Genomic DNA, 25,026 nt, shown 5'->3' on the forward strand with positions numbered 1-25,026 from the left:
TTAATTATTCAAAACAATTTCTATCACTCCGGTTCCTACCACAATACATATAAGCAAGGTTATTATGTTTTTCTTCATAATAAACATCCTACTCCTATATAAAGTGTTAATCTTTCTTAAAATGGAAATCTACACGACTTACGTGTTTCATTTCCTCAATTACTCTATGAATTCCTATCCCAATTTTCTCTTCTTTCACATTTGATACATTTAGTTTTAAAAGTTTTTCTTTATGAAAAGAAGACAAATAATTTTTATCTACAGTCTCTATAAATATTTGATTTTGTCTTAAGTTTTTAATAAGCGTTTCCGTCATAATATTTTTATGTAATGATAAGCACGTATGTATTCCTATATTACTTTCTGTTTTACAAAACAGATGTTGATTTTCTTTATAAGCTTCTTCTAATACCTCAGATAACGCCTTAGATCTAGTGTAATATGACAATTGGATTTTTTGTTTGTGTCGTTCAAACATCCCACTTTTTATGTAAATTTCTAACGCAGCTTGGGAAATCATTGAACTATCAATATCTAATAGTTTTTTATATTTATGAAACGCTTCTGCAATAGAAGAAGGAATAACTGCCAAACCTACACGTAATCCAGGGAAAATAATCTTTGAATAACTTTTTAGATAGATTATATGTGAAGAATCATCGTAACTATATAGTGGATCTACCTTTGGATTTTGTTCTAAATCTGCTAAATAATCATCTTCTACTATAAATACATTGTATTTCCTCGCGAGAGAAATAATCTTTTCTTTTTCTTTCTTAGAATATGAAGTACCTAGTGGGTGATGGAATCTTGGAATGGTATAAAAGAATTTTATCTTTCTCGTTCGAAATATTTTTTCTAACTCAATTAAATCAATACCTTCAACAGTTCGTTTTATTCCAATTACAGGAATACGATTTTTTTCTATATATTCAATAAATAAGTGATAACTCGGTTGCTCAATAAGTATCGTTTCATTTTGATTTGGAAAGGGTATGGAAGTTAATATAGCGAGAGCTTGCTGAACTCCCGAGGTGATAAAGATGTTTTCTTCTTTTGTGAAAACTTGATAGTTCGTTAGTTGTTTTTGTGCAACTGAAATTAATGATGGTAGCCCTTTTGGTGTACCGTATATAAATAGATCATTCTTATATGTATCAATCGCCTTATTGATACAATGTTGAAAATCTAAATATGGAAATACATCAGGATCTGGCGCTGAAGATGCGAAATCAATCTTTTCTGATTCATTTTCTTCATGATTCCCCATTCTTTTCACCACATAGTACCCACTTTGAGGTACGGAATAAATAATATGACGCTTCTCTAATTCATGAAGCGCACGTATAATTGTTGCTTTGTTGCACTCATATTGTGATACAAGTGAACGTATAGACGGTAATTTCTTTCCTTCTTTTATCTCTCCTTTTTGAATCATGCTTTCTAAATCATTTAATATATTTAAATATTTATACATAATTGTACCCCCATGTCTATTTTGTACCGGTACAGTTTAGATTTGTTAACATTGTAGCACTGACTCAGAAAGATTACCATGTACATATACTGGCCAGTAACAAATCAACTATATGAGGTGAAATTATGAAAAATACAACTAAAGCATATACAGCAGCATTAGTATATTCTTTTATTATCGGTTTTTCATTTATGTTTGTGAAATTAGCATTAACAGTTACAACTCCGCTTGATACACTTGCTCATCGTTTTACTGTAGCTTTCTTAATAGCAACTATCCCAATCATTTTCGGGTTTGTAAAATTAAATATTTCATTTAAAAATATACTTACACTTTTGCCATTAGCAATATTTTACCCTGCACTATTTTTTGCTTTCCAGGCATTTGGTTTAGTGTATACAAGCTCATCTGAAGCCGGAATTATCCAAGCTACCATACCTATATTTACAATGATTTTAGCTTCTTATTTTTTAAAAGAGCATTCAAATGCATGGCAAAAAATATCTGTACTCATTTCTGTCATTGGTGTCATTTATATATTTGTAATGAATGGTATAGAAACTCATGAAACTAGCTTTATTGGAATTATCCTTATTCTGTTATCAGCATTATCCTCTGCTTGCTACAATGTATTAGCTAGGAAAATGACAAAAAAATTCAAGCTGCATGACTTAACGTATATAATGACAGCCATTGGATTTCTTAGCTTCAATTTAATCGCCATCATTAATCATATAAATAAAGGTACAGTAAACGAATACTTTATACCATTTACAAACGGAACATTCCTTATATCTATTTTATATTTAGGATTATTCTCTTCCTTACTAACAGCATTTCTACTTAATTATTCATTGTCTTATATAGAAGCAGCTAAGATGAGTGTCTTTAGTAATCTATCTACACTTATCACGATTATTGCAGGTGTATTATTTTTACACGAACAAATCGCACACTATCATATCTTTGGAGCTATGATGATTATCTTTGGTATAGTAGGCACCAATTTCTTGGGTAAAAAAGGAATTCATACGAAAGAAAAGAATACCTCTATTAGTAAATAATAAGTGAGGGATATTTCATGCAGCAGACAACGCCTATCAGTATTAGTAACATAGAAGAATTAGTTAAAGAATTGGATGTACTATTAAACGAATCCATATCATCTAGTCAAGAACTTAAGATTTGGTTAGTAAAACAATCACAAACTTTAAATTCTATTAATGAACAACTTATGAAACATTATATCGCCTTTCAACGAAATACAAATGATATAGATGCAAAAAATACTTTTGACTTTAATCAAAAACACGTACAACCTATATTAAAGCGTTATAAAAATCTATTTGACCAAAAATATTATGAATCATCCTATCGTTCGCAGTTAAATCCTTCTCAGTTTGGATTCTTAGATAAAAAAATTAAAAATACTAGAGAACTCTTTCATGAAGAAAATATTAGTTTAGAAATTACTGAAGATGAGTTAATAACAAGATATTTTGAAATCACTGGTAACCTCGTTTCTATGTGGAATGATGAAGAAGTAAATTTATCTGAATTAAATGTCTATCTACAGGATCCAGATCGAAGCGTTCGTCAAAAAGCAATGACTGCTATCTCTGAAAAATTTCTATCCGTAGAAAATGAGATTCAGGAAATCTTAAATCAGTTAATTATTCTTCGGTCAAAAAAAGCTAGAAATGTTGGTTTAACGAATTATCGTGACTATATGTTTAAAAAATATGAGCGTTTTGATTACACTGCTGAGCAATGTAATCAATTGGCTGAATCTATTCGTAAATACGTTGTGCCGCTTCAAGAAAAAATTCATAAAGAATTACAGAAAAAGCTTCAGATAGATACGTTACGTCCGTGGGATATACAGGCTTTACCTGCAGAGCATAAACTTTTACAACCTGTAGAACAGGAAAATGAATTAATAGAGAAAAGTAAAACACTTTTTGGTGAGATTGATTCAAGCTTTTCAGCTCTTCTAGAAAAAATGCATAACCATTTAGATTTAGAAAGTAGAAAAGGAAAAGCACTAGGTGGATTTTGTGAATATTTGCCCCTATCTAAGTTATCATTCATTTTTATGAATTTAACAAAAACACAAGATGATGTTATTGTTTTCTTACATGAGATGGGTCACTGTATACATCATGATTTAATGAAAGATATTTCAATACATCAATATCAACATTTACCGATGGAGACTGCTGAATTAGCAAGCATGACAATGGAGCTTTTCACAATGGAGCATTGGAACATTTTCTATACAAACAAAGAAGATTTAAAACAAGCTATGAAAGAGCAATTAACACAGATTGTAGAGTATTTACCAATTACACTCATCATTGATCAATTTCAACACTGGTTGTATGAGAACCCAAACCATACTGTCGAAGAACGAAATGCTAAGTTTCTAGAACTTTCTGCCCTATATAACTCAAGTGTAGTAAATACAGATGGATATGAAAGTTGGATAGTTGCACAATGGTTCTCTGTTCTTCATATTTTCGAAGTACCCTTCTATTATATTGAATACGCAATTGCACAAATTGGCGCTTTACAAATGTATAAGCTCTATAAAGAAAACCCTCACCAAGCATTGCAAAACTATAAAAAAGCTTTATCTTTAGGTAGTTCTAAATCTGTAAAAGAAGTATATGAAGCAGCTGGAATTCAATTTGATTTTTCTAGTGAAACAATAAAAGAAGTAATGAGTTTTGTAGAAGAAGAATTACAGTTACTAGAAAACATATAAATAATTAAAAATACGTTGCACTGCATTACTTTATTTTTAGCCTCTAATTTTAATATTAGGGGCTAAGTTTATCATTATAAGTTTACATAACTAAATTATAGTAATCTCTAATGGGTTCTTTTTTGTGAAAAATAAAAAATTAGCATCAAATAAAGGGATCAGAAAATCCAGGAACAAAAAAAGAGTGTTTTTCTTTAAAACACTCTTTCAAAGAGATTTACCAATCTCGACAATCATCACAATCATGATGATGTTGATGTCTACAACGGCAAGCATCACAATCATGTTTTTGTCTACAACGGCAAGCATCACAATCTCTATGTCTGCATCTACATCTTCCAAACATCAAATCATCCCAAAATTTATCACAATCTCGAAGATCTTTGCAATGACAATTACATCTCATAAATATGATTACCTCCTCTTAACAATAGAATTCATCATATTCTATGTTTAGAAACAAAAACAGCTTGTTTACTAGTCTAGTTTCTGCATTCTATAATAATATATATCTAATCTTCAAGTTTTTAATTATAAATTACGGAACAATTTCAAAAACAGTACCTTGGTTAAAATCAGTCACTTTCATAGAGCCATAAACCCCTAAATATAGTCTGGTTTGATTCAGATTCGACCCCAAATTAACATAATAAGCTGGTTGAGACCCAAAATTATAATCGGTTTCAATAACACTAAAATCATTTGGCTTACAATCTGTCCTTACCCTCGTATAAGCTAAGACCCCTCTAACCGGAGGGCGAGATTCTTCATACCGGGCAAGATCGGTAAATACAACGCTTCCCGTTAAATTTGGGATTCCATTCCCCATATATGGCTGGACTCCTGTAAGTGCAATTCCTCCAAACTTATCGGGACGGGGATCTTTATGAAAATAACTAGTTAAAGGCTGAAGACGCCTCACTGAAGTTATTATTGCTTCATTGTAATAAGCAATTGTTTTCTCATCCAAAGTCGGACTTGTAGAGCAGCCCCTTATAACTGAAGTAGGAAAAGTACCTTCCCACCCTCGCCAGCCAAATATAAATCCTTCTTGGTCAGGTTTAGAGTTCATTAATGAAGCTTGAATAAGCTGTGTAACCGGTATTGGTTTATAATGAATGAATGAAAAAATCGACTCTACCAAATCCTGTCCGACATTTCCCGCATATTTGATATACTGATTATAAAGCTTTTGAAATGAAATGCCTGATATATTACGAACCCCTTTTGCAATTACTGTAAGCGTTTCTTGGATAGGTGCGGGAAGTTCATTAAAACGTGTGACTACGGGTGGATTATAGATAAATGTATTCTTAACATCAATTTCAATTATTTTACCAGCCATCTCCATGTCGTCCTGACTTAAATTAAATGGATCATAGCCTGAACCACCATCTCCGGTTGTTAAAATAAGTTTTCCGGTTTCAGGTGAGAAGTTTAAGCTATTGGCACCATTATGATTATAAAATGGTCTTCTTAGGTTAAGTAATGTTCGTCGTTTTTGAGGTTGACCATTCGATTGTAAAATCCATTCTTCAACTGTATCAATATGATCATATTGAGTTTCTCTATTTATCCATCTTAGGTTTAAAGTTCTGGGATCACATGGGTTAGGCTTAAAAGATTCAGAAAGAGCACCTGGACCTTGTGTTCCAGCTACTGAATAATGAAGATAAAACAGACCGTTATTATAAAATTCTGGATGAAATGCTAGCCCTAGCAATCCCCGTTCATCATATCCACTACCAGAATCACCTAGTTTTATGATTCGCGAACGAATATCTAAAAAAGTCTTTATAACCCCGTTTCCTATGTAAAAGATCTCTCCTACCTGGGTTGCAATAAATAATCTTTCAATTGAGTCACCCGGAAGTATAGCTGTTTTCAAAACAGTGGGTAAATTTATCTTACTTACAATGGGTCGTAAACTAACCTTAACTTTTATCAACTAACTTTACACTCCTTCTAATTGTTTTCTTTTATAAGAATATGATTAGAATTGTGCTTTTAGTATCAAATTAAGGCCGGGAGATTGGGTGATTTCCTTTTAATATTGGTACATTTTTGGTAGGTTCTATGTGGATATTAAGATGGATATATGGAAATTTCAAACTGTTTATATTACTCAACTGTTAAGGAAATATCTGATACAATCTATTCATGAGTAGTCTACAAAACTCCGCGAAGATCCAGCAGTATAGAAAACTAAATATAAATATTATTGCGATAACTTTTAAGTCCACAGTTGTATCAACAGTAGGGCCTAGCACTGGAAAACGGAATACATACAGAATCATCATAATACCTGTAAGTAGACATATTGATGAAAAGGAAACAATCATAATTCTACTCTTCAATTGTAAAAAAGCCACACCCATCACTATACCTAATAAACCTGTTGTAAAGGGAAAGATAATTAGTTCACTCGGCTGAATAATAAATAAAAGGAAAATCGTAAGGGTAAAAGAAAGGATTCCCTGGCGGATATAAAAACAAGTAGCTAAAAAAATGGGTACTGTCGCTAGAGAACTAATTAGAAAGCCTATACCAGGCATAAAGCCTCCCGCTGATTGAAGCATAGTAGCAATTGTACTCAATAAAGCTGTAATAACTAACTTGGTTGCAAGGGCCATCTTTCTTACATAAACATAGTTTGCACCTGTCTCTATCATCGATTGATACCAATAACGAACAAACCGATTGATGAAAACACCCCCAAAAAATATCCAATTCGTCATTTTCTATATTATTCATTCTCTTGCGCTTTATGCGGTATTGCCTGTTAGTAATCAATTGGAATGAGGACTGCGCAAATATTTAAAAATAGAGGCTTATTCTAGGGAGGAACGATGTATCGTACTGATACAATAAAAAGAATTATGACCAAGACACTTCGCTTATTGCTTTGGCTAACTTGTGGTTTTTTAGCATATTAAGACTCTTACCGTGCCCCTTTATACAAAAACAGAGGGCAGATATGCATCCCCCTCTTGTGTCCAACCAATATTATTCTTGCTCTTCCATAATTTTCTCAAACGCAGCAGATACTTTTTCGAATTCCTCGTCACTCTCAATGTATGAGAATTCACTATCTTCTTCTACTTTTAAAAAGAAAATATCTATGTCTTCCTCTGTTTCCGTTTGAATGTCTTCTACAAAGCCAACAGCAATGTATTCTGCTCCTTCAACATTCATCGTTCCGAGCACTTCAACTTCCTGCTCCTTATTACGCTCATCGCTAAGAATAAAAATTTCGCCTACTTCAATTTCCGACATATTCATTCTCCTCCTGTTATACTCTAAAAAATAGAACGTTCAAATCGCATACTTACTAGTATATATTTCCATAAAAAATCAAATTAATGCACAAAGAACAACAATTTCTTACTGCTTCAGCGTAAGAACACAACTAAAAGGATATTGAATACATCAACTCTTTTCTAACTTAGACAAACCTGATTGGAATTCTTTAAAAATCAAACAGGTGTATATTTACACTTTGAAGATCATCTTCATTACTTTATCTAATCGTGTTACAAACGAAAAGCTATTAATCTGGACTTATCCTATGTGATATTGACAAGATTTCGTTTTATTCGATTATCGACATAGTTGTTGAACAGGGCCATTTTTTAGTTTGTCTTCTGTAAATTCCTTATTCAATATAAAACCTTCTAATGTTTTTTCTTAATAAATATATTTTTAACCTATAATTATTACACAATAATATAATTAATTTACATCTTTATTTCCTATTTTATTAACTACTAACTTATATCTTTCATACCATTTTTCCCATTCATCTTTCGGAAACTCCATATTACGTCCATCTAATACAGAAGAAAACATTTCTAAACATATATGCCATCCAGATAAGTCCTTTGGCGTGTGATCATTTATTTCATGAATGAACTCCTTTAAAATCAATATACAACCATCGTGATTTTTATGTACTTCAAATCGAACTCGGTCTTCTCCCCAAGTAAATTCTAATACGGAATTCATTTGGCATTCCAAAATATTGATATCAATAAATTCCCCAGAGCCATCCATCATATCAAACTTTATCATACCTCCCTTCCGCAAATCCTCTATGTGAAGATTTGGCATCCATCTTGCTAGTTTCTCATTCTCTGTTAATACAGCCCAAATTTCTTCTACTGAATAATGTAACGGACGATTAAATTGAGCTACATACTCGTTATCTATTTTCTCTAGTAGAGCTAACATTGTCACACCTCCATTTAAACAAAAACATACGTTCGTTTAACTTTAATATCACACAAAACACATGAAAAAGCAAATGCAAACTTATGATGTCTATAAAAATATAAATCCTTCCGTTTCGTTTAAAGTATGAAGCTAATGGACTTTTCTATTTTTCTCTAAATATTATAATGTATAATACATTTTATACTGAGCCAATGAACTTTTTTCGAATCCACACTTTTTTACAAACCCTTCAAGTAAACTATTATTTGGGAATCCTATAGAAAGACTGGAAAGCTGTAATTCTTTACTTACAGTTTGTAATAGATTTGTAGCTATTCCAATTCCTCTATATCTTTTATCCACAAATAAGAAACTGATTTTACCATTGTCACTCACACATATACATCCTTTTAAATCATCGTTAATATATGCTCCATAATACGTATTATTTTCAGTTTTCTCCATATAATCGATATCATTTTGCCAATTTATATGGAAGTTTAACCATTTTTGTATTCCATTTTGAAATTCGCTAAACTTAATTTGCTTTATTTCTACATTTTGTAGAGTCTGACTTGGCAAATTAGAAAGATCCTTCAAATTATAGTAAGACAGATTATATACTTTTTCATACCCTAACTTCTTATAAAATTGAATTGCTCTATCATTACCGACAATGACTTCAAGAAAAAGCTGCTGACATCCATTTTTTATCGCTTCTTCTTTATGAAGTTCAAATAATGTATGACTAACGCCAGTTCCACGAAAGTCCGGATGAACCGTTAATGTTCCACATCGCATTGTTTTTATACTTTCATAGTCTTTAATTCCACCAAGTATAACTCCAATTGGCTTATTTTCATCTAGTGCTAGATGAGAGTGTTCAAGTTTATTTCCTTCCGGACCAAAAAATCTTTTTATAAAGTCTTCTTTCGAAACCTCCATTTTTATAATGTAATCAGAAAAACCATCTCGAAAAGCTTCGTATACGAAATCTATATTTACTTCGCTACATTTTTTATAATGAATCATAGTAATACTTGCATCTACCTTTCCTATTAATTTGAAATAAATGGACACTTAATAAAACATTGATTTATTGATGAGCTGTCGTTACTTCGTATACACGTAAAAACGCAAGCAAATATTCACATGCTCTCTCACAAGCGAACATTTTAAAAACCTTTTGTTCTTCTACTGTTCTATCATTCGCTTGATCTGAGGCTGCTTTTAAACAAAGAAAAGGCTTTTTATTCACATGACATACGTATGCAAAAGCTGCTACTTCTTGATCGACAGCTATTGCACCATATACCGTATGTAATAAGTATCTCATTTCCGTACTACGAATACGCTGATCTCCGGATATGAAGGTCCCGAAGTGTACTGGATTATAAGAACGCACTTTTTTTATTTGTCTTACGAGATACTTCGTTGTTTCAATAGGAGCTGTTCTACCAGTATATAAGTCGAAACTATCTGATCCTGTTCCCGCAGCAGTTACATCATGCTGTAGGGTATTAAGTGCAACAACAATATGACCATTTTTTACTTTTTCGGATAAACTTCCACAAATACCTGTCATAAATAACTGTTCAGGTTTAAATTCACTTATTAGTAACTGTACGCAACTAGCACAGTTTACTTTTCCAACGCCCGTAATTACAGATATTACTTCTAACTCATCTATAGAATGAAAATGAAATTCCCAAGCTGCTCGTTTTTCTACACGATGACTTGGATAATGTTGATGCAGATATGTAAGCTCTGGCTCCCATGCTGATACAATTGCAATACGCTTCATTACACTTTTCACTTCCTCCTATTTTCATTTGAATCATTCATAACATGGAATCCACTCTCTGTATTTTATATATAAATCTCGTATCATTTCTTTATTCTTCGCAATCACCTCACATCCTCTATCATCGTAAATAAACATAATAATATCTTTAGTCGCATTTATAAAAAATACATCCTTAAATCCTTTCTATTTAACCAGCAATAGCAGCTTGTTCTTCATTTAGTTGAAATCTTTTCGCTATTTTTCTCGCTTCATTTGCAACATGCACTGAATGTTCATAATTGACCACTCCCACGGCTAAAGCCATGGGATTCTTTTTCGCAAACATCCTACTTGCATTCTTCCAGAAGAAAATGCAGAGGCAAGACTTGGGCGAACAACTCTTACCAGTGGAACACACCAATAAGAGGGCAAGGTCTGTGCCAACTACGCTATTCAACAGGCGATACTTTTTTTCGGTTTATCATTTGGATGTTTCGTTTTTTGTCTTATATCTTCAGACAAAAAGCGTCTATGCCAAACGGGTTGTTAATATACAATCGAAACGATTGGTTTTACGTCCATCTGATATAATTTACGGGCAATATTCTGTGCACCATTTACATCACGATGGATTTCTGTTTTATGAACAGAACATTTGAAGCTTCGTCCATTCGCTTTGTGTCTACCACCACAAAATGGACAACTATGTAGTGTAGTTTTTGTGTATAGGCACTAAATTCTGGGGGTTACATGGCTGAGTAGTTACAAAATTTTTATATCTTTTTCCCAATCTCCACTCGGCTTAAATGTAGTTTGTTTTTTATGTAACACGTTATTCTCTCCTAACAAAATTTATATCCCGCTTATCATAAGAAACAAAGCATCCTCTTATTTTTATTCGTGCTGTATTTTTTAAACCCTTTTAATACGTTACATGAAATTTTGCATATAATCGTAACTCCCAAACAACTAAATGTTTGTTATTATATTAATGATGATGAAATGTAGAGAGAGGAATTAAATTTACGATGGAAAGAAATATTTTAATTATTGATGATGATAAAGAGATTGTAGAATTACTTGCCGTTTATTTACGAAATGAAGGTTTCAACATTTATAAAGCCTATGATGGTGAGGAAGCGTTACATATGCTCTCACTTCATCAAATTGATCTTATGATTTTAGATATCATGATGCCAAAGCGTAACGGATTAGAAGTTTGTCAGCAAGTTAGAGAAGAAAATACGGTACCCATTCTTATGCTAAGCGCAAAAGCCGAAGATATGGATAAAATCCTCGGTCTGATGACAGGTGCTGATGATTATATGATTAAACCTTTTAATCCATTAGAATTAATCGCTAGAGTCAAAGCATTATTGCGTAGATCCTCCTTTCAGTATGCTGCGACACAAATAAAAGAAGATGGGATTATTCGGATTCGTTCTGTGGAAATGCATAAGCATAATCATACTGTGAAAATGAATGGTGAGTATATTAAACTTACATCTATTGAATTTGATATCTTATATTTACTTGCTAGTAATACGGGTAGAGTATTTAGTTCAGAAGAAATATTTGAACGTGTTTGGAATGAAGATGGTTATGGTTCTAATAAAACTGTAATGGTTCATATTAGCAACTTAAGAGATAAGCTTGAAACAAGAACAAATGGTGAAAAACTCATTCATACTGTTTGGGGAGTGGGTTATAAAATTGAAAAATGAAACGGTTGATATATTGAAGGTCATCCCAAAATGGAAAATTGCATTTTGGCTTTTAGTTTCTATTTTACTTACACCAATTACCGAGTTTGTCATATCCCGTCTAGTTACAAGTGTAATTGATAGTTCCCTTACATTAACAGCGTTAAGTGGAGAATTTGTCAGGATTGTCGGATACGAAAAATATAGGGGATTAAAAGAGTCCCTTTGGACAATGATGGGATCCTATCTGTTTTTATTCTCCATTTTTTCATTCTATGTTTATATTTTTTATCGTCACGAAAAAAAACTATATTATGAAGTGTGTATAAAGCAAATGATTGAAGAAATTCGTTATATTGCAGATGGTAATTTTAATCATAAAGTGTCTATTTTACAACATGATTATTTAGAAAATTTAGCAACTGGTGTCAATCGCATTGTAGAGCAGTTAAAAGTTTCTATTGAAGAAGAGCGTCAAACTGAGCAAGCAAAAAGTGAACTCATCACAAATGTATCGCATGACTTACGGACACCATTAACATCCATAGTTGGCTATGTTAATCTTATTCATCATGATAATTACAGAGATGAAGTAGAATTACGCCATTATATTCAAGTTATTTATGACAAAGTAACTAGGTTAAACATGCTTATGAATGATTTGTTTGAATATACCCGTGTTCAAAATAAAGATTTACAACTAAATACTGTACCTATTGATATAATTGAATTGCTTGGTCAACTATCGGTTCAATTCCGTATACAATTTCAAGAAGCAAATATTGAATGTAGACCTTCATTTCCTTCAGAAAAACTAATGGTACTCGCTGATGGAGATAAATTAGTACGGGTATTTGAAAACTTAATTATGAATGCGATGACGTATGGTAATGATGGGAAATTCATTGATGTAACAGCGTATCAAGACGGTAAAATGATTGCAATCGATATCGTCAATTACGGTCAGCCTATTCCAAGTACAGATTTACCACATATTTTTGAACGTTTCTATCGTGTTGAAAAATCTCGTTCCATATACACAGGAGGATCTGGCCTCGGTTTAGCCATCGCGAAAAGTATTGTGGAGATTCATAATGGAACGATTGAAGTGTATAGTAGTGATGAAAAAACAACATTTACTGTGAAGCTTCTTCCATATAAACAATAAAAGTATTTCGTCTCAATATCTAAATACATTATCCACCAAAACAAGAAAAGTATTGTATTTATAATACAATAAAATAATGATACTATCTCAAAAGAATCATTTCATTTCGAGATAGTATCATGCTAACTGGCATTTTAATACTCTGAGCCATCTAATATATATCGTTTCACGATTTCAAGGAAATGCTCTTTACTTTCCCTCTCTATCATCACCTCAAAATTTGTCGATTCATCTAAAACTAACACATTGTATCTTCCAAAAACAGTTTATAGAATACTAGACGGATTGTTTCTCCACCACTTAAATTACGGATATTCTTTCTTAATTCCTCTCCCCTGACAGCTTTTAAAGAAATGATAATCCCTTCTCCTTTTTGTAAAGTATAGATATGTATAGTTATTTCCTCTGAAGCATTATTTACTGTAACCAGAATGGTATTACCTAATGGGAATTCAAAACTTTCTTTATTGAGAAGCCACTGCTTCAGCGATAATCACGGCTATGTACACTTTTTTCAACCTTACATATGTGTCAATTTTTCAATATGAACTTATATAAATTAACAAAGTTTTGAGCGATACTTGATAATTCATGATGCTTCAACCAAATTAACCCTGTAGAGGCAGTCAAATCTGTATCAGCAATTTTAAAAGCTTGTATAGGATAATCTTTATATCGCTGAATTACGGTTTCTGGAACGATGGAGGCTCCAAAGTCAGACGCAACTAAATCTAATAGAACAGATATATCAGAACATTCAGCAATGACATTCGAGCATAACTCATATTTAGAAAATAAATCCAAAATCATATTGTATACCCCTAATCCCTCTGTACTAGGCAAGATTAATGGTAATTTTTTTATCTCCTCCAAAGTAACCTTATGATTAGCTAATTGCTGTTTTTTTGAAGTAATAAAATAAAACGGTTCTGTATGAAGATGGATAACAGAAAAGTCGTCCAACTTCAGCGGCAATCGAATGATCGCCAACTCTACTACCCTATCTCTCACTAGCTGACAAAGCTGAGCGGATTCATTTTGTTGAATTTTATACGTGATCATAGGATATTTTTCATGAAATTGTTGCATCAATTGAGGTAACCCGACTACTGATAAAGTATTGACACCAAGTGTCAGCCTTCCTGTTATTCCATTCCCTACTCCTTTTACTTCCATTTTTGCTTCTTCTAATAATTGCGTCATTTGTAATGCATATTTATATAAAGCTTGACCTGCTTGCGTTAGTTCTAAAAATTTACCTGATCTCTCAACCAATTTTGTTCCTAGCTCTTGTTCCATCGCTTTCAAGTGTTGACTGAGCGGAGGTTGTGAAATATGAAGCCTATGAGCAGCAGCCGAGATTTGTCTTTCCTCTACAATCGCAATAAAATAACGCAGTTGTCTTATATCCATAAATAGAAAACACTCCCCTTTTATATATGAAAAACTTAAGTAAAATTAATTTTTTTTATATTTTTCATATATCCTCCTTTAGTTTATCATAATCTTACGAATATTTTTTTACATTCCCTTTGTCATAGACGTATTGAAATTTCACAAGGGAAAAAAGACCATTTGATTATTTATAAAAGAAAGGACGGGATACACTATGGACTCCGCTTTTTGGTTAATAAATGCCAAATTAGAAAACGGTCATCACGTTGAAAATGGAACCATTATAGGAACAAAGACAGGCTCTTACCATCTTCTTATTGACAATGAAAAAATCGCAAAAAATTGTTACGGCTGACGAACCTTTTCAAGATCATCTACCGAAAGTAGATGTAAAGCAGCTATTAATTCTTCCATCGTTTATTGAAAAGCATTGTCATTTGGATAAAACGATAGTGGGCGATCGTTGGAAAGCAGTAACACCTGTAAACAGTATTTTTGAACGACTCGAAATGGAAAAAGAAGTTCTTCCCTCTTTATCTACTACTACTCAGGAACGAGCGGAACATCTACTGAAGACTTTCTTAAAAGCTGGATCTACCCATATTCGTACGCATGTAGATATTTATCCAGAAATCGGTTTGCGAAATTTAGAGGCTATTCAGAAGGTATTACAAACATTTGACGGCAAGTTATCTTATGAAATTGTTGCTTTCCCGCAGCACGGTTTATTGCGCACTCAATCAGTGAATTTAGTAAGAGAAGCAATTCGCCAAGGTGCCTCTCTTGTTGGTAGTGTTGACCCGGCGACTGTTGATGGGAATATCGAAGCATCATTACAAGAGATGATCGAGATTGCTGTGGAAGAAGATGCCGGTATCGATTTACACTTACACGATACCGATTATCTTGGTATTTTTACGATGAAAAGGCTAGCTGCCCTTACAAAAGAAGCCGGTCTGCAAGGAAAGGTCGCCATTAGCCACGCGTTTGGCCTAGGAGATATTCCACTCAATCAAGTAAGTGAAATGGCAGAATTATTGACTGATGCAGGAATTTCAATTATTACAAGTGTTCCAATTGACAGAAGTTTTCCACCTGTTGGCCTATTACATGACAAAGGAGTGGACGTCGCCGTCGGATGTGACAACATTTTTGATGTTTGGTCGCCATTTGGCAACGGTGACATTCTCGAACGTGCCAGCCGTTTAGCAGAAATTTCAAAGTGGGTAGATGAACGGTCCTTGGCACAAACTCTCGGATTTATTACGGGAGGCAAGACACCGCTCAATCATAAAGGGAAACAAGTTTGGCCGCAAGCCGGAGACGATGCAAATATCGTGTTTGTCAAAGCATCCTGCTCTGCTGAAGCCATTGCAAGAAGAGCAAAACGAGCAGCCACTATGTTTAAAGGAAAAATCGTTTCCGGATCGCTTTAATCTAGTAAATGAAGAAGCAAGATCTTAATCATTTTTAAATTAAGATAAAAGGTAAGTAAAATACAGATATCGTGTTAAAAATTGCATGCTTTAAGTTCCATGCAAAGCTTATAAGAGGAGGATAGTCCAATGGATCAAGAAAACAAAGGTTTTTCTCGTAGAAAGTTTTTAGGTAACGCATGCAATGGAGGGGCTACAGCAATTCTCGGCGTTACAGACGCGATGGGATTATTTGTACCTGGAACTGTAAGCGCGGACGAAAAAGAAAAGAAAGATGATCACAACATCAAAAAACCTGGAAAAAATAGTTCCTATATGCTGTTGAATGTGCGATTAGAAAGCGGATATAGATATGAAAACGGCCAGGTTATCGCAACGGACACTGTACTTCGCAATCTTCAAATCGATAAAGGTATTATTACAAAAATATTAGATACAAAAGTTCCTTATAAAAAAAATATCGATCGCTATGATGCAAAAGGCATGCTGCTGCTTCCTTCCTTTAAAGATATGCATATTCATTTGGATAAAACCTTTTATGGTGGTCCTTGGAGAGCTGCAACGCAAAGAAAAAACATTTTTGACATGATTGAAGTTGAACAAACGCTGCTACTTGAGTTGCTGCCGACTGCCCAAGAACGTGCGGAAAAATTAATTGAATTGATTCTTAGCTACGGTTCAACATATGCCAGAAGTCACTGCAACATTGATCCCGTCGTCGGCCTTAAAAATCTTGAGAGTTTAAAGCGCGCTTTAGCCAACTATTCAGATAAATTATCACACGAAATTGTCGCTTTTCCCCAACACGGCTTACTTCGTTCCAATGCAGAGGGACTACTACGGGAAGCTATGAAGCTCGGAGCGACACACGTTGGCGGTCTAGATCCAACTGTGGTTGATGCAGATATGGAAAAATCACTGCAAACTATGGTACAAATTGCGGTGGACTACAAAGCAGGCATTGATATCCACCTTCATGAAGGCGGCGAAACTGGATTGAAAGCAATTCGTCGATTGACAGATTTAACTGAAGAAGCTGGTCTGCAGGGCAAAGTGACAATCAGCCACGCCTTCTCTCTCGCCTCGCTGACAGCTGGCGCCGACATCGAAATGGCAAACCGCCTTGCTTCACTGGGCATCTCGATTGCGTCAACTGTTCCAATTGGCAAATATGCGATGCCGATTCCGCTTCTTCAAAAGCAAAAGGTGAATGTCATGCTTGGCAATGACAGTATTATGGATCACTGGTCCCCGCTCGGGATTGGTGACACGCTGGAAAAAGCTCATCTTGCTGCAGAGTTGTATGGATGGTCTTACGAATACAATTTGGCCCGCGCACTTTCTCTTGCTACCGGCGGCGTTACACCATTAGATGAATCCGGTAGGCAAGTTTGGCCAAAAGTTGGCGATGCTGCTACCGTCGTACTCGTTCCAGCAAGCTGTTCAGCCGAAGCGGTAGCCCGGCTGCCAAAGCGCGATGCTGTGCTACATAAAGGTACTCTGTCTGCCGGCTCTCTTGATAAAACAAAAAACTAATCACTGCGAATACGAATAAAATTGATAAAATTTTGTTTGGTATGCAACTAAGTAAATGAAATTGAATGGAAGGCAAAAAAAACACACAATAATTTCACCTAAAGATGCTTTTTTCCGAAATGCTCCCTAGCATTGCTATAAGCATGTAAAAGGAATTATAAAACTCAATACTAAGGAGGATCTTATGTTCCAGAATATTGGAATCCCAGGATTATTACTCGTCTTAATGCTCGCCCTGATTATTTTTGGCCCTTCTAAGTTACCGGAACTAGGAAGAGCATTCGGATCAACATTAAGAGAATTTAAAAAATCTACTAGAGATCTTATCGCAGATGACACTGATGAGTTACAAAAAAATCTAAACAAGAAAGAAAAACTAGACAAATAGATGAATAGGAGATGTAGAGCACGTCTTACATCTCCTATTTCATGGGGTGATTAATGTTGGAAGATAAAAATATGAAAACCGTTCAACACCTTGAAGAATTACGTAAACGCATTATTATCACTTTAGTTGCATTTTTGCTGTTTTTCATACTGACATTTATATATGTGCAAGATATTTACCATGTGCTGGTCAAAGATTTACCATTTAAGCTTGCGCTGTTAGGACCGAGTGATATCTTACTCGTTTATTTAACAATTGCTGCAATCGCTGCCGGCACTGTTACTATACCAGTTGCTGCGCATCAAGCTTGGTTGTTTGTACGTCCAGCGTTAACACCAAAAGAACAAAAGGTTACAATCACTTATATTCCAGCACTATTGATTCTCCTCCTATTGGGAATTAGTTTTGGTTATTATATTTTACTTCCTCTTGTATTACATTTTTTAATGTCACTGTCAAACGATATGTTTACTACTTTCTTTACAGCGGAGAAATATTTCCAATTTTTTCTTCATATGACATTGCCCTTTGGATTTCTATTTGAATTACCCGTTGTTATTATGTTTTTAACAAGTTTGGGAATTATCAATCCATACCGTCTGCAAAAAATTAGGAAATACGCCTATTTTCTATTAATAGTCGTTGCAGTTTTAATTACACCGCCGGATTTTCTATCAGATTTCCTTGTGGCTATACCGTTACTACTCTTATATGAGGGAAGCGTCAGCTTATCTAAATTTGTATACAAACGGCAGCTAAGTGCTAAAGAAAGGAACAAAAAAGCATACGAATATGTTTAATTTTTCAACTTGATGAAGCCCATGGAGTTTTTCCGTGGGCTTTTATGTCCAGTATATCGACTTTTCACTATCAAGGTGAAAAATAAAAATCTAGAATATAAGTAGTTTACATATTTTCAATGTTTTCCACTAACGTATAATACCCACCTTCTACTCCTTCAATTAGGTGCTTAATCTTGTTTAAATGTTCGGAGAAGTCATTTTTCTCTAACCAATTTTTATGATATTCAATACTCTCAAAAGTAGTCATCATAATTGCCTTATTATTATCAACAATCGATGCCAACGACTACTAATCCAACCAGGAATACCTTCCCTCTTAAAGTTAAGTAATTCTTCAGCTTGGATAGCAACTAATTCATCTAGTTTACCTGGTTTGGCAGTAAATACATTAATCCACACTATTACTTTATTAGATTCCATCTACATCCCCCCTTGAAGTTAAAAATCACCTTTTCTACATGAAATATCATGTATATCCGGAAAATTGATACTGAAATCTAGGTTGTTCATAAATGTCCCTCCTGTACTTTTAAATTAGTTTTACTTTCATTTTAAGGGTATTTCAAGACCTTAACTTGATAGCGATGCGTATTCCCATTAAAGCTAATATACAAATAACATCAATAAACTTGTAACAATCCCGACCCAAATGCAGAGAATGAAACAATAGCCCATGATATCTTTAATTTTCAACCCTAGCACTCCTAATAGAGGTAGTGCCCAGAACGGCTGAATCAGATTTGTCCATGCGTCCCCCCATCCTACCGCCATAGCGATAGTAGCTGGATCTACACCTAGCTTCAACCCTGCTGGGACCTGCAGTGGCCCTTGCAAAGCCCATTGTCCTCCGCCAGATGGTGCCAATAAGTTCACCAATCCCGCTGACCAATATGTAAAAATATCAAATGTATCCTTTGACGCAATGGATGCCATCCATTCGATGATAGAGCTTCCCAATCCTGAACTTCCTAAAACAGCAATAATTCCTGCATAAAACGGAAACTGTAGGATAATTGGAGAAATGGATTGCGCGGATTCTTTGAATCCTTGTGCAAAATTACCAAGAGAACCATGTAGCAGTAAACCGAGTGACAAGAAAAACAAATTAATGATATTTAAATCTAAGCTGCGACCATTCATGAATTCATACAAACAATACACCGTGCCGATTGCACCTAATACTATTCCTAAAACCGGTGTCCATTCCAATTTTTCCGCAGTAGTTAAATCCTTTTGAGGTGGTTTTACAAAAGAATTTGTATCTATTTCAGGTGCTTTATACCTAATAATTCCGCTTTTTGGAGCCATAAGTACGATAATAATTGGCATCGTGATGAATAGAGTGAAAAAAATAATTAGAGTAGAGTAGCTAAAGATTGTTTGCGAGGTAGGAATAATTCCAATCATATCTGCAAGAAAATGATCCTTTGTGGCAATCGTCAAGCCAATGGAACTAGAGAGGCCTGCGCTATATAAGGCTGTCGGAGCATAAGCGGCTGCTACGAGTAATGGAAAGTGCGCATCTGGATTTTTTTTCGCCACTTCCTTCGCAATGATTGCTCCTACAACTACTGCTAACCCCCAATTGATATAGTATGCAATTGCACTGATTAAAAATGTCATCGTATAAGCCTTTTGAGGTGTGTCGGCTAACTTGGCAATTGACTGCAAACCTCTATTAATAAACGGGACGGAAGCTAACGTCATCCCCGTAACCATTAGCAATACCATTTGCATTGTAAAAGTTAAATAAGTCCAAAAACCATCCCCCCACGATTTTACGATTGCGTATGGCTTTGTAGGGTTCATCAACAAGGCTACTATGAAAGTGAATAAAGTGAGCAGCACAGCGATAACAAAGGCATCCGGGACATATTTTTGGGACCATCTCGAAAATACATTTGCACACCGTGTAAGCAATGATTCTTTCTTTCCTGGATTTGGATTTGTCTCCAATAAGGAATGCTTCATAAATATTCTCCTTTCCAAATTTTAATAAGGTTAATATGATTAACATTCCACAAAAGAAAATGAAATCCTTTTACATATGCAAATTCTTCCTCCACTCGACTTAAGGAGACTTTTCATCTCTAGCTGCTATTTCTATCCCATAATTTACTTCTATTCTTGTCTGCTAATGCCAAACCTTCTTAGTATTTAAATATGGATGAAAGCACACTCCCCCCTGATTATAACCATAATTATCCAATCTTTATATTTTCCTTATAATTCTTTAGAAATTCTTTAACTTTTCTTTCCTCCTAATTAACTATTAATTTTTAAACTAGTAATATCGATATACAAGGAGGATCGTTTATGCAATATTTCAAGAAATTGATGCTTCTTATCTTGTCTTTTCTTATTACTGCAATTCTTGTTTTTTACTTTTATTTCTATGTAAATGGACCTTCAATCCAAGCACAATCAGCTATTTTAATAGATGCAAAATCAGGGGAAATTGTATATAAAAAAAATGAAGACACCCCTTTTCCTTCAGCGAGTTTATCAAAAATGATGACCGAGTATATTGTACTAGATCAAATACATAAAGGAACAATAAAGTGGGATGATCATGTAAAAATAAGTAATCATTCGATTCAAACAGAAGGAGATAATATCGATATAACGACTAAAGATCAAATAAAAGTTCGTGATTTGTTTCATAAAATGGTTCTTGCATCTGATAATAGTGCAGCCGTATCTTTAGCAGAACATATTTCAAAAAGCGAACAAGAATTTACGAATTTAATGAATGAAAAAGCGACACAATTGGGATTATCTAATAACACTTATTTTGCAAGTGCAACCGGCATAATGAATAAGCAAGAAGAATCTAAAATAACCGCCTTAGATGCCTCAAAACTAGCCCAGCATTTAATAACAGATTATCCTATGATATTGGAAATCGCCCAATTAACCTCTTATCAATTTACCTTCAAAGATATACATGTTTTCAATACAAATAAAATGTTGTATTCACTTGATAACAATGTGAAATTTAAAGGAGTTGATGGTTTACAAACTAGCTTTTCAAATACTACTGGATATAGTTTTGCTAGTACAGCCAAACAAGGAAACAAAAGATTCATTTCCATTGTAATGAAAGCAAATGGAGAAAATAGCGCATTTATCGAAACGAAAAAACTATTTACTTATGGTTCTGAGCCTACTCACCTTCCTTCTCTGCAATCTGTTAAGGATTATATAAAATCCTGGATATCCATGCCTCAGTTTAAAAATCTATCTTTACAAACAATAACAATTTTTTCTTATTATATCTATTTCACTATTTATAGATATATGAAAAAAAGATTCCGAGAATTTTTAATTTCACAGGCTCTTTTACATAAAAACCGACTTGTGTTTTCAAAACAAGTCGGTTTATCTTATTTGTCTTTCTCTTTCTCATAATATAGCTCATCTGCATATTTTTGATTTGTTCCTTTTAAATACGCAAAAATAATTTGAGGTCTCTTTATTAATGCCCAATCACCATGTTCATCAAATTTTCGACAAGAAGTTGTCATATACGCTTTCTTGATCGTAGTGAATTTTTTTCCACACGTTTTACCATATTTTTTTAAACGCATTGCAAATTCTGCATCCTCGGCCATCAACATCTTTTCGTTAAAGCCACCAATTGCATCAAAATCTTTTCTATAACACCAAAATATCCCGACAGATACGAGCCCATATTTAAAAATAAGCGGGATAATTAATAATAATCCTGATACGATAATCCCTAAAGAAATACGTTCGAACTTTCCTCTTACGCCTCCACCTATATACTTTCCACTTATTAAGTGTCCTTCTATTTCACTCAACATATTCTCACTCATTTGGCTATCTGCATCTATTGTAACAATAATTTCTCCTCTAGCTATTTTTGCACCAGCATTTCTAATTTTAGAAAGGTTTTTGTTTTCATCTTGCACTGTTATGCAATGATATGACTGTGCAATTTCTTCTGTTCGATCACTACAGCGATTTAGCACAACAATAACTTCGACCTGATTTTTATAAATGTTTGATGCGGCCACAATAGAATCCAGACATCTACCAATATACTTTTCTTCATTGTGTGCAGGGACTATAATAGAAAATTTAATGCCTTGTTCATTATCTCCCCCTACAAAACAACTCCCCCTATCCATATCACATCTCTCCCAATACAATTTTTATATTTAGGTATTACTTTTACTATAGAACAGATTTCTGTATTCGCATTGAATTATAATCACTCATGAGTACAACCTTCCTACTTTTTCATACAAAAAACACCGGAATTTAGGATTTATGCCTAACGACTCGGTGTTTTTTGTCTGCTGACACCCCCCACTGATTAAAGTGTCACTTTAATCAGTGGGGGTCTTACTGCCCGATAATGCTGGATAAAATAGTTCAATACAAAATTAGTATCCCTATTTTTGATAACTCAATTTCTGTATTATCTTTTAAAATAAATAACTTATCCTCATGTTGTTTCAACATATGTAAAATCTCTTTTTTACAATTTTTTCAAAATCATTGGTCCACTTAAACATTTTCATAAACATTTCAAATGTGGGTGTATAGTTAGCCTTTTCTAGATTAAGCAACTGCAACATAAATCTTTTTATTATTCTGGATTTCCTCTTTGCTACACTGACATCTAAAAATATAATTAAATCTGCTTTTTGAAAGCTTTGCGATACCCATTTATGATGAGCACCTTCAATAATCCAAGCGTTTGAATGTACAATATTATAAAGTTGTTCATCTCTTTCCTGAGGTGTATTTCTTACATCTCCATTTTTTGGTCCTTCTCCAAACAACATTATCTAGCTCATAATAAGGAATATTTAATTGAGAAGACAATTCTCTTGCTAATGTTGTTTTTCCACTTCCAACAGGACCAATGATATGAATTTTACTAGGTATAATACTTTTCAAGACAACCACTACTTTGTAAATTTTTTTACAAAATGGCTTTCCCTGTTTGCTCCATTAAACCTCTTCTAATTAAATTTGCTGAAACAGGCTGAAGATTCAACTCTCTTGCCCAAATAGATAATTGACCAATATGATGGATTTCATGTGCAATTACATGACGTACTATCTCACCATATTTAAACGTTTCATCAGTCCATGAAGCTGTTAATATTTTATTCTCTAAATTACTTGACCATGCTTGCAAAAAAGATTCCATTTCATTTTTAAAAGAATCTGAAAGTTCCTTCACTTTTTTAAGTGATTGATAGTCTTGAAATTGCAGATCCAAATCATCTTCTCCTTGAAGAGCACGTATCCAGCTATATTCTACATCTACAATATGAAACAAAGTTTCCAAAATACTCCCTACACCTCCAACGCGTTTACAGAGTAAATCATCTTCCGAAAGCTGCTTACACCATTCAAACCATTGCTCTCTAACTTGCCAGTTATATAGAAATAAAGTTTTCAATCAACTTCTCTCCTTTTTCATATGATATAGTACCCATTTAACAGCCCCTATCACATATTCAGACCTATCCATTTAAATATAATGACCGCTATTGGGTACAATAACCAACTTATAGTTATTCGATGATTGCAATAATTATCCTTGCATTTGTAACCACTTTATTTGAACTTTATGAGAATAAAGTGCTTTTTTCCAGCAGCCACTATAACAAGTGAAAATACGAAAACTTGTATTATTAACTTTCTGCTCGATAATTCCTTCCTAGCGCTTCTCCTATTGAAAAATAATGTCTAAAATTATAAAATAACGGACTCCATTTTTGTGGATTGATATGATTTTCTCTTTCTATAATCTCTTCATGCGCATGAACACAAATGACTTCTGTTTCAACAATTGCAAAGAAAGGATCATATTCAGGAATTCGAATATCCTTTATCTTTGCTTCAATTTGTAGTGGACATTCTTGAATACGCTGCGGCTTTACGAATTGTGAATCACATGGTGTAAAACCAGCTATTGTAAATTTATCTTTTTGATATGTAAATCCCATTTCTTGTTTATAAACCGGAACTTTCTCTACCCCTGTATAAGGCGCAATTTTTTCTACTTGCTCCCACTGCATTGAAGAAGGTAAATTAATAACACACTCTCTGTTTTTTTCAAGATTCTCAATTGATTTCCCTCCAAGTCCAACACCTAAAATAATATAGTTCCCTAAAGCCCAAGAAGAAGACATTGGACTTATATTTGTTGTTCCATCTTCATTTAATGTTGATAATAAATAAATTGGCATTCCGTAATATAAAATTTTGGGTTTAATTTCTTTACAGGAACCTTGTTGAAATGTGAAATCCATAAAATCACTCCTATTCTTATTATTCCATTTACATTGTAAAACACAAATAATTCCAT

Annotated in this window: 22 protein-coding genes and 6 pseudogenes; 9 read left to right on the forward strand and 19 right to left on the reverse strand. The window is 33.8% G+C overall.

What is annotated here, in order from left to right; genetic code table 11:
- Positions 1-106: 106 nt before the first annotated feature.
- Entirely contained in the window at positions 107-1,477 is a 1,371-nt protein-coding gene (locus tag LOK41_RS13655; protein ID WP_241817011.1) for an aminotransferase-like domain-containing protein, read from the reverse strand.
- Positions 1,478-1,602: 125 nt separating this feature from the next.
- Between LOK41_RS13655 and LOK41_RS13660 the strand changes: the two genes are divergently transcribed.
- The gene (locus LOK41_RS13660) at positions 1,603-2,541 is read left to right on the forward strand and encodes a DMT family transporter (protein ID WP_241817013.1); all 939 of its coding nucleotides are present in this window, start codon (positions 1,603-1,605) and stop codon (positions 2,539-2,541) included.
- A gap of 17 nt (positions 2,542-2,558) precedes the next feature.
- Positions 2,559-4,244, forward strand: a complete 1,686-nt coding sequence (locus LOK41_RS13665) for a M3 family oligoendopeptidase (protein ID WP_241817014.1) — start codon at positions 2,559-2,561, stop codon at positions 4,242-4,244.
- Between the two features lie 217 nt (positions 4,245-4,461).
- On the opposite strand, the gene LOK41_RS13670 is transcribed toward LOK41_RS13665, so the two are convergent.
- From LOK41_RS13670 to LOK41_RS13715, 10 genes and pseudogenes are all read right to left on the reverse strand, one after another.
- On the reverse strand, positions 4,462-4,650 hold the full coding sequence (locus tag LOK41_RS13670) for a hypothetical protein (RefSeq protein WP_241817016.1): 189 nt from the start codon (positions 4,648-4,650) through the stop codon (positions 4,462-4,464).
- 132 nt (positions 4,651-4,782) lie between these two features.
- Complete coding sequence (locus LOK41_RS13675) at positions 4,783-6,192, reverse strand: PQQ-dependent sugar dehydrogenase (RefSeq protein ID WP_241817017.1); 1,410 nt, start codon at positions 6,190-6,192, stop codon at positions 4,783-4,785.
- Positions 6,193-6,376: 184 nt separating this feature from the next.
- On the reverse strand, positions 6,377-6,982 hold the full coding sequence (locus LOK41_RS13680; protein ID WP_241817018.1) for a hypothetical protein: 606 nt from the start codon (positions 6,980-6,982) through the stop codon (positions 6,377-6,379).
- Between the two features lie 268 nt (positions 6,983-7,250).
- Positions 7,251-7,520 carry a DUF1292 domain-containing protein gene (locus LOK41_RS13685; RefSeq protein ID WP_241817019.1) on the reverse strand — a complete coding sequence of 90 codons (270 nt, stop codon included), beginning with the start codon at positions 7,518-7,520 and terminating at the stop codon, positions 7,251-7,253.
- 456 nt (positions 7,521-7,976) lie between these two features.
- A complete protein-coding gene (locus LOK41_RS13690) occupies positions 7,977-8,474 on the reverse strand; it encodes an SRPBCC family protein (RefSeq protein WP_241817020.1) in 498 nt (165 codons plus the stop codon).
- Between the two features lie 162 nt (positions 8,475-8,636).
- Entirely contained in the window at positions 8,637-9,488 is an 852-nt protein-coding gene (locus LOK41_RS13695; protein ID WP_241817021.1) for a GNAT family N-acetyltransferase, read from the reverse strand.
- Positions 9,489-9,552: 64 nt separating this feature from the next.
- Complete coding sequence (gene mtnN, locus LOK41_RS13700) at positions 9,553-10,260, reverse strand: 5'-methylthioadenosine/S-adenosylhomocysteine nucleosidase (protein ID WP_241817022.1); 708 nt, start codon at positions 10,258-10,260, stop codon at positions 9,553-9,555.
- 33 nt (positions 10,261-10,293) lie between these two features.
- A pseudogene (locus LOK41_RS13705) lies at positions 10,294-10,440 on the reverse strand (DUF3885 domain-containing protein); the annotation flags it as partial.
- A gap of 13 nt (positions 10,441-10,453) precedes the next feature.
- Positions 10,454-10,540, reverse strand: a pseudogene (locus tag LOK41_RS13710) (HAD family hydrolase); the annotation flags it as partial.
- 248 nt (positions 10,541-10,788) lie between these two features.
- Positions 10,789-10,944 (reverse strand): annotated as a pseudogene (locus tag LOK41_RS13715) (zinc ribbon domain-containing protein); the annotation flags it as partial.
- Between the two features lie 326 nt (positions 10,945-11,270).
- Between LOK41_RS13715 and LOK41_RS13720 the strand changes: the two are divergent.
- Both LOK41_RS13720 and LOK41_RS13725 read left to right on the forward strand, forming a co-directional pair.
- On the forward strand, positions 11,271-11,966 hold the full coding sequence (locus LOK41_RS13720; RefSeq protein WP_241817024.1) for a response regulator transcription factor: 696 nt from the start codon (positions 11,271-11,273) through the stop codon (positions 11,964-11,966).
- Positions 11,956-13,113: a sensor histidine kinase gene (locus LOK41_RS13725; protein ID WP_241817093.1), complete on the forward strand. Its 1,158-nt coding sequence runs from the start codon at positions 11,956-11,958 to the stop codon at positions 13,111-13,113. Before LOK41_RS13720 ends, LOK41_RS13725 begins: the two co-directional genes overlap by 11 nt.
- A gap of 531 nt (positions 13,114-13,644) precedes the next feature.
- Here LOK41_RS13725 and LOK41_RS13730 read toward each other — a convergent pair.
- On the reverse strand, positions 13,645-14,526 hold the full coding sequence (locus tag LOK41_RS13730) for a LysR family transcriptional regulator (protein WP_241817026.1): 882 nt from the start codon (positions 14,524-14,526) through the stop codon (positions 13,645-13,647).
- Positions 14,527-14,722: 196 nt separating this feature from the next.
- On the opposite strand from LOK41_RS13730, the pseudogene LOK41_RS13735 reads away from it, so the two are divergent.
- The 4 genes and pseudogenes from LOK41_RS13735 (at position 14,723) to tatC (ending at position 18,668) form a co-directional block, all read left to right on the forward strand.
- Positions 14,723-15,944 (forward strand): annotated as a pseudogene (locus LOK41_RS13735) (amidohydrolase).
- Between the two features lie 129 nt (positions 15,945-16,073).
- Positions 16,074-17,480 carry an amidohydrolase family protein gene (locus tag LOK41_RS13740; RefSeq protein WP_241817027.1) on the forward strand — a complete coding sequence of 469 codons (1,407 nt, stop codon included), beginning with the start codon at positions 16,074-16,076 and terminating at the stop codon, positions 17,478-17,480.
- A 184-nt stretch (positions 17,481-17,664) separates the two neighbouring features.
- The gene (locus LOK41_RS13745) at positions 17,665-17,868 is read left to right on the forward strand and encodes a twin-arginine translocase TatA/TatE family subunit (protein WP_241817028.1); all 204 of its coding nucleotides are present in this window, start codon (positions 17,665-17,667) and stop codon (positions 17,866-17,868) included.
- Between the two features lie 71 nt (positions 17,869-17,939).
- Entirely contained in the window at positions 17,940-18,668 is a 729-nt protein-coding gene (gene tatC / locus LOK41_RS13750; RefSeq protein ID WP_481748812.1) for a twin-arginine translocase subunit TatC, read from the forward strand.
- A gap of 106 nt (positions 18,669-18,774) precedes the next feature.
- Here tatC and LOK41_RS13755 read toward each other — a convergent pair whose 3' ends face one another.
- The 3 genes from LOK41_RS13755 to LOK41_RS13765 all read right to left on the reverse strand — a co-directional run bounded on the left by LOK41_RS13755 (position 18,775) and on the right by LOK41_RS13765 (position 20,642).
- Positions 18,775-18,918 (reverse strand): hypothetical protein, encoded by a 144-nt coding sequence (locus tag LOK41_RS13755; RefSeq protein WP_241817032.1) that lies wholly within the window; start codon positions 18,916-18,918, stop codon positions 18,775-18,777.
- A complete protein-coding gene (locus LOK41_RS13760) occupies positions 18,918-19,091 on the reverse strand; it encodes a hypothetical protein (RefSeq protein WP_241817033.1) in 174 nt (57 codons plus the stop codon). Before LOK41_RS13760 ends, LOK41_RS13755 begins: the two co-directional genes overlap by 1 nt.
- Before the next feature lie 183 nt (positions 19,092-19,274).
- Positions 19,275-20,642 carry a short-chain fatty acid transporter gene (locus tag LOK41_RS13765; RefSeq protein ID WP_241817035.1) on the reverse strand — a complete coding sequence of 456 codons (1,368 nt, stop codon included), beginning with the start codon at positions 20,640-20,642 and terminating at the stop codon, positions 19,275-19,277.
- A gap of 345 nt (positions 20,643-20,987) precedes the next feature.
- On the opposite strand from LOK41_RS13765, the pseudogene LOK41_RS13770 reads away from it, so the two are divergent.
- Positions 20,988-21,975, forward strand: a pseudogene (locus tag LOK41_RS13770) (D-alanyl-D-alanine carboxypeptidase family protein).
- 82 nt (positions 21,976-22,057) lie between these two features.
- Here LOK41_RS13770 and LOK41_RS13775 read toward each other — a convergent pair.
- The 4 genes and pseudogenes from LOK41_RS13775 to LOK41_RS13790 form a co-directional block, all read right to left on the reverse strand.
- Positions 22,058-22,825 carry a glycosyltransferase gene (locus tag LOK41_RS13775; protein WP_241817036.1) on the reverse strand — a complete coding sequence of 256 codons (768 nt, stop codon included), beginning with the start codon at positions 22,823-22,825 and terminating at the stop codon, positions 22,058-22,060.
- 247 nt (positions 22,826-23,072) lie between these two features.
- Positions 23,073-23,603 (reverse strand): annotated as a pseudogene (locus LOK41_RS13780) (AAA family ATPase).
- Positions 23,604-23,628: 25 nt separating this feature from the next.
- Positions 23,629-24,114 (reverse strand): DinB family protein, encoded by a 486-nt coding sequence (locus LOK41_RS13785; RefSeq protein ID WP_241817038.1) that lies wholly within the window; start codon positions 24,112-24,114, stop codon positions 23,629-23,631.
- A 235-nt stretch (positions 24,115-24,349) separates the two neighbouring features.
- The gene (locus tag LOK41_RS13790) at positions 24,350-24,970 is read right to left on the reverse strand and encodes a flavin reductase family protein (protein WP_241817039.1); all 621 of its coding nucleotides are present in this window, start codon (positions 24,968-24,970) and stop codon (positions 24,350-24,352) included.
- Between the last annotated feature and the right edge of the window lie 56 nt (positions 24,971-25,026).

The sequence above is a fragment of the Bacillus sp. TL12 genome, from assembly GCF_022625245.1.
Taxonomy (GTDB): domain Bacteria; phylum Bacillota; class Bacilli; order Bacillales; family Bacillaceae_G; genus Bacillus_A.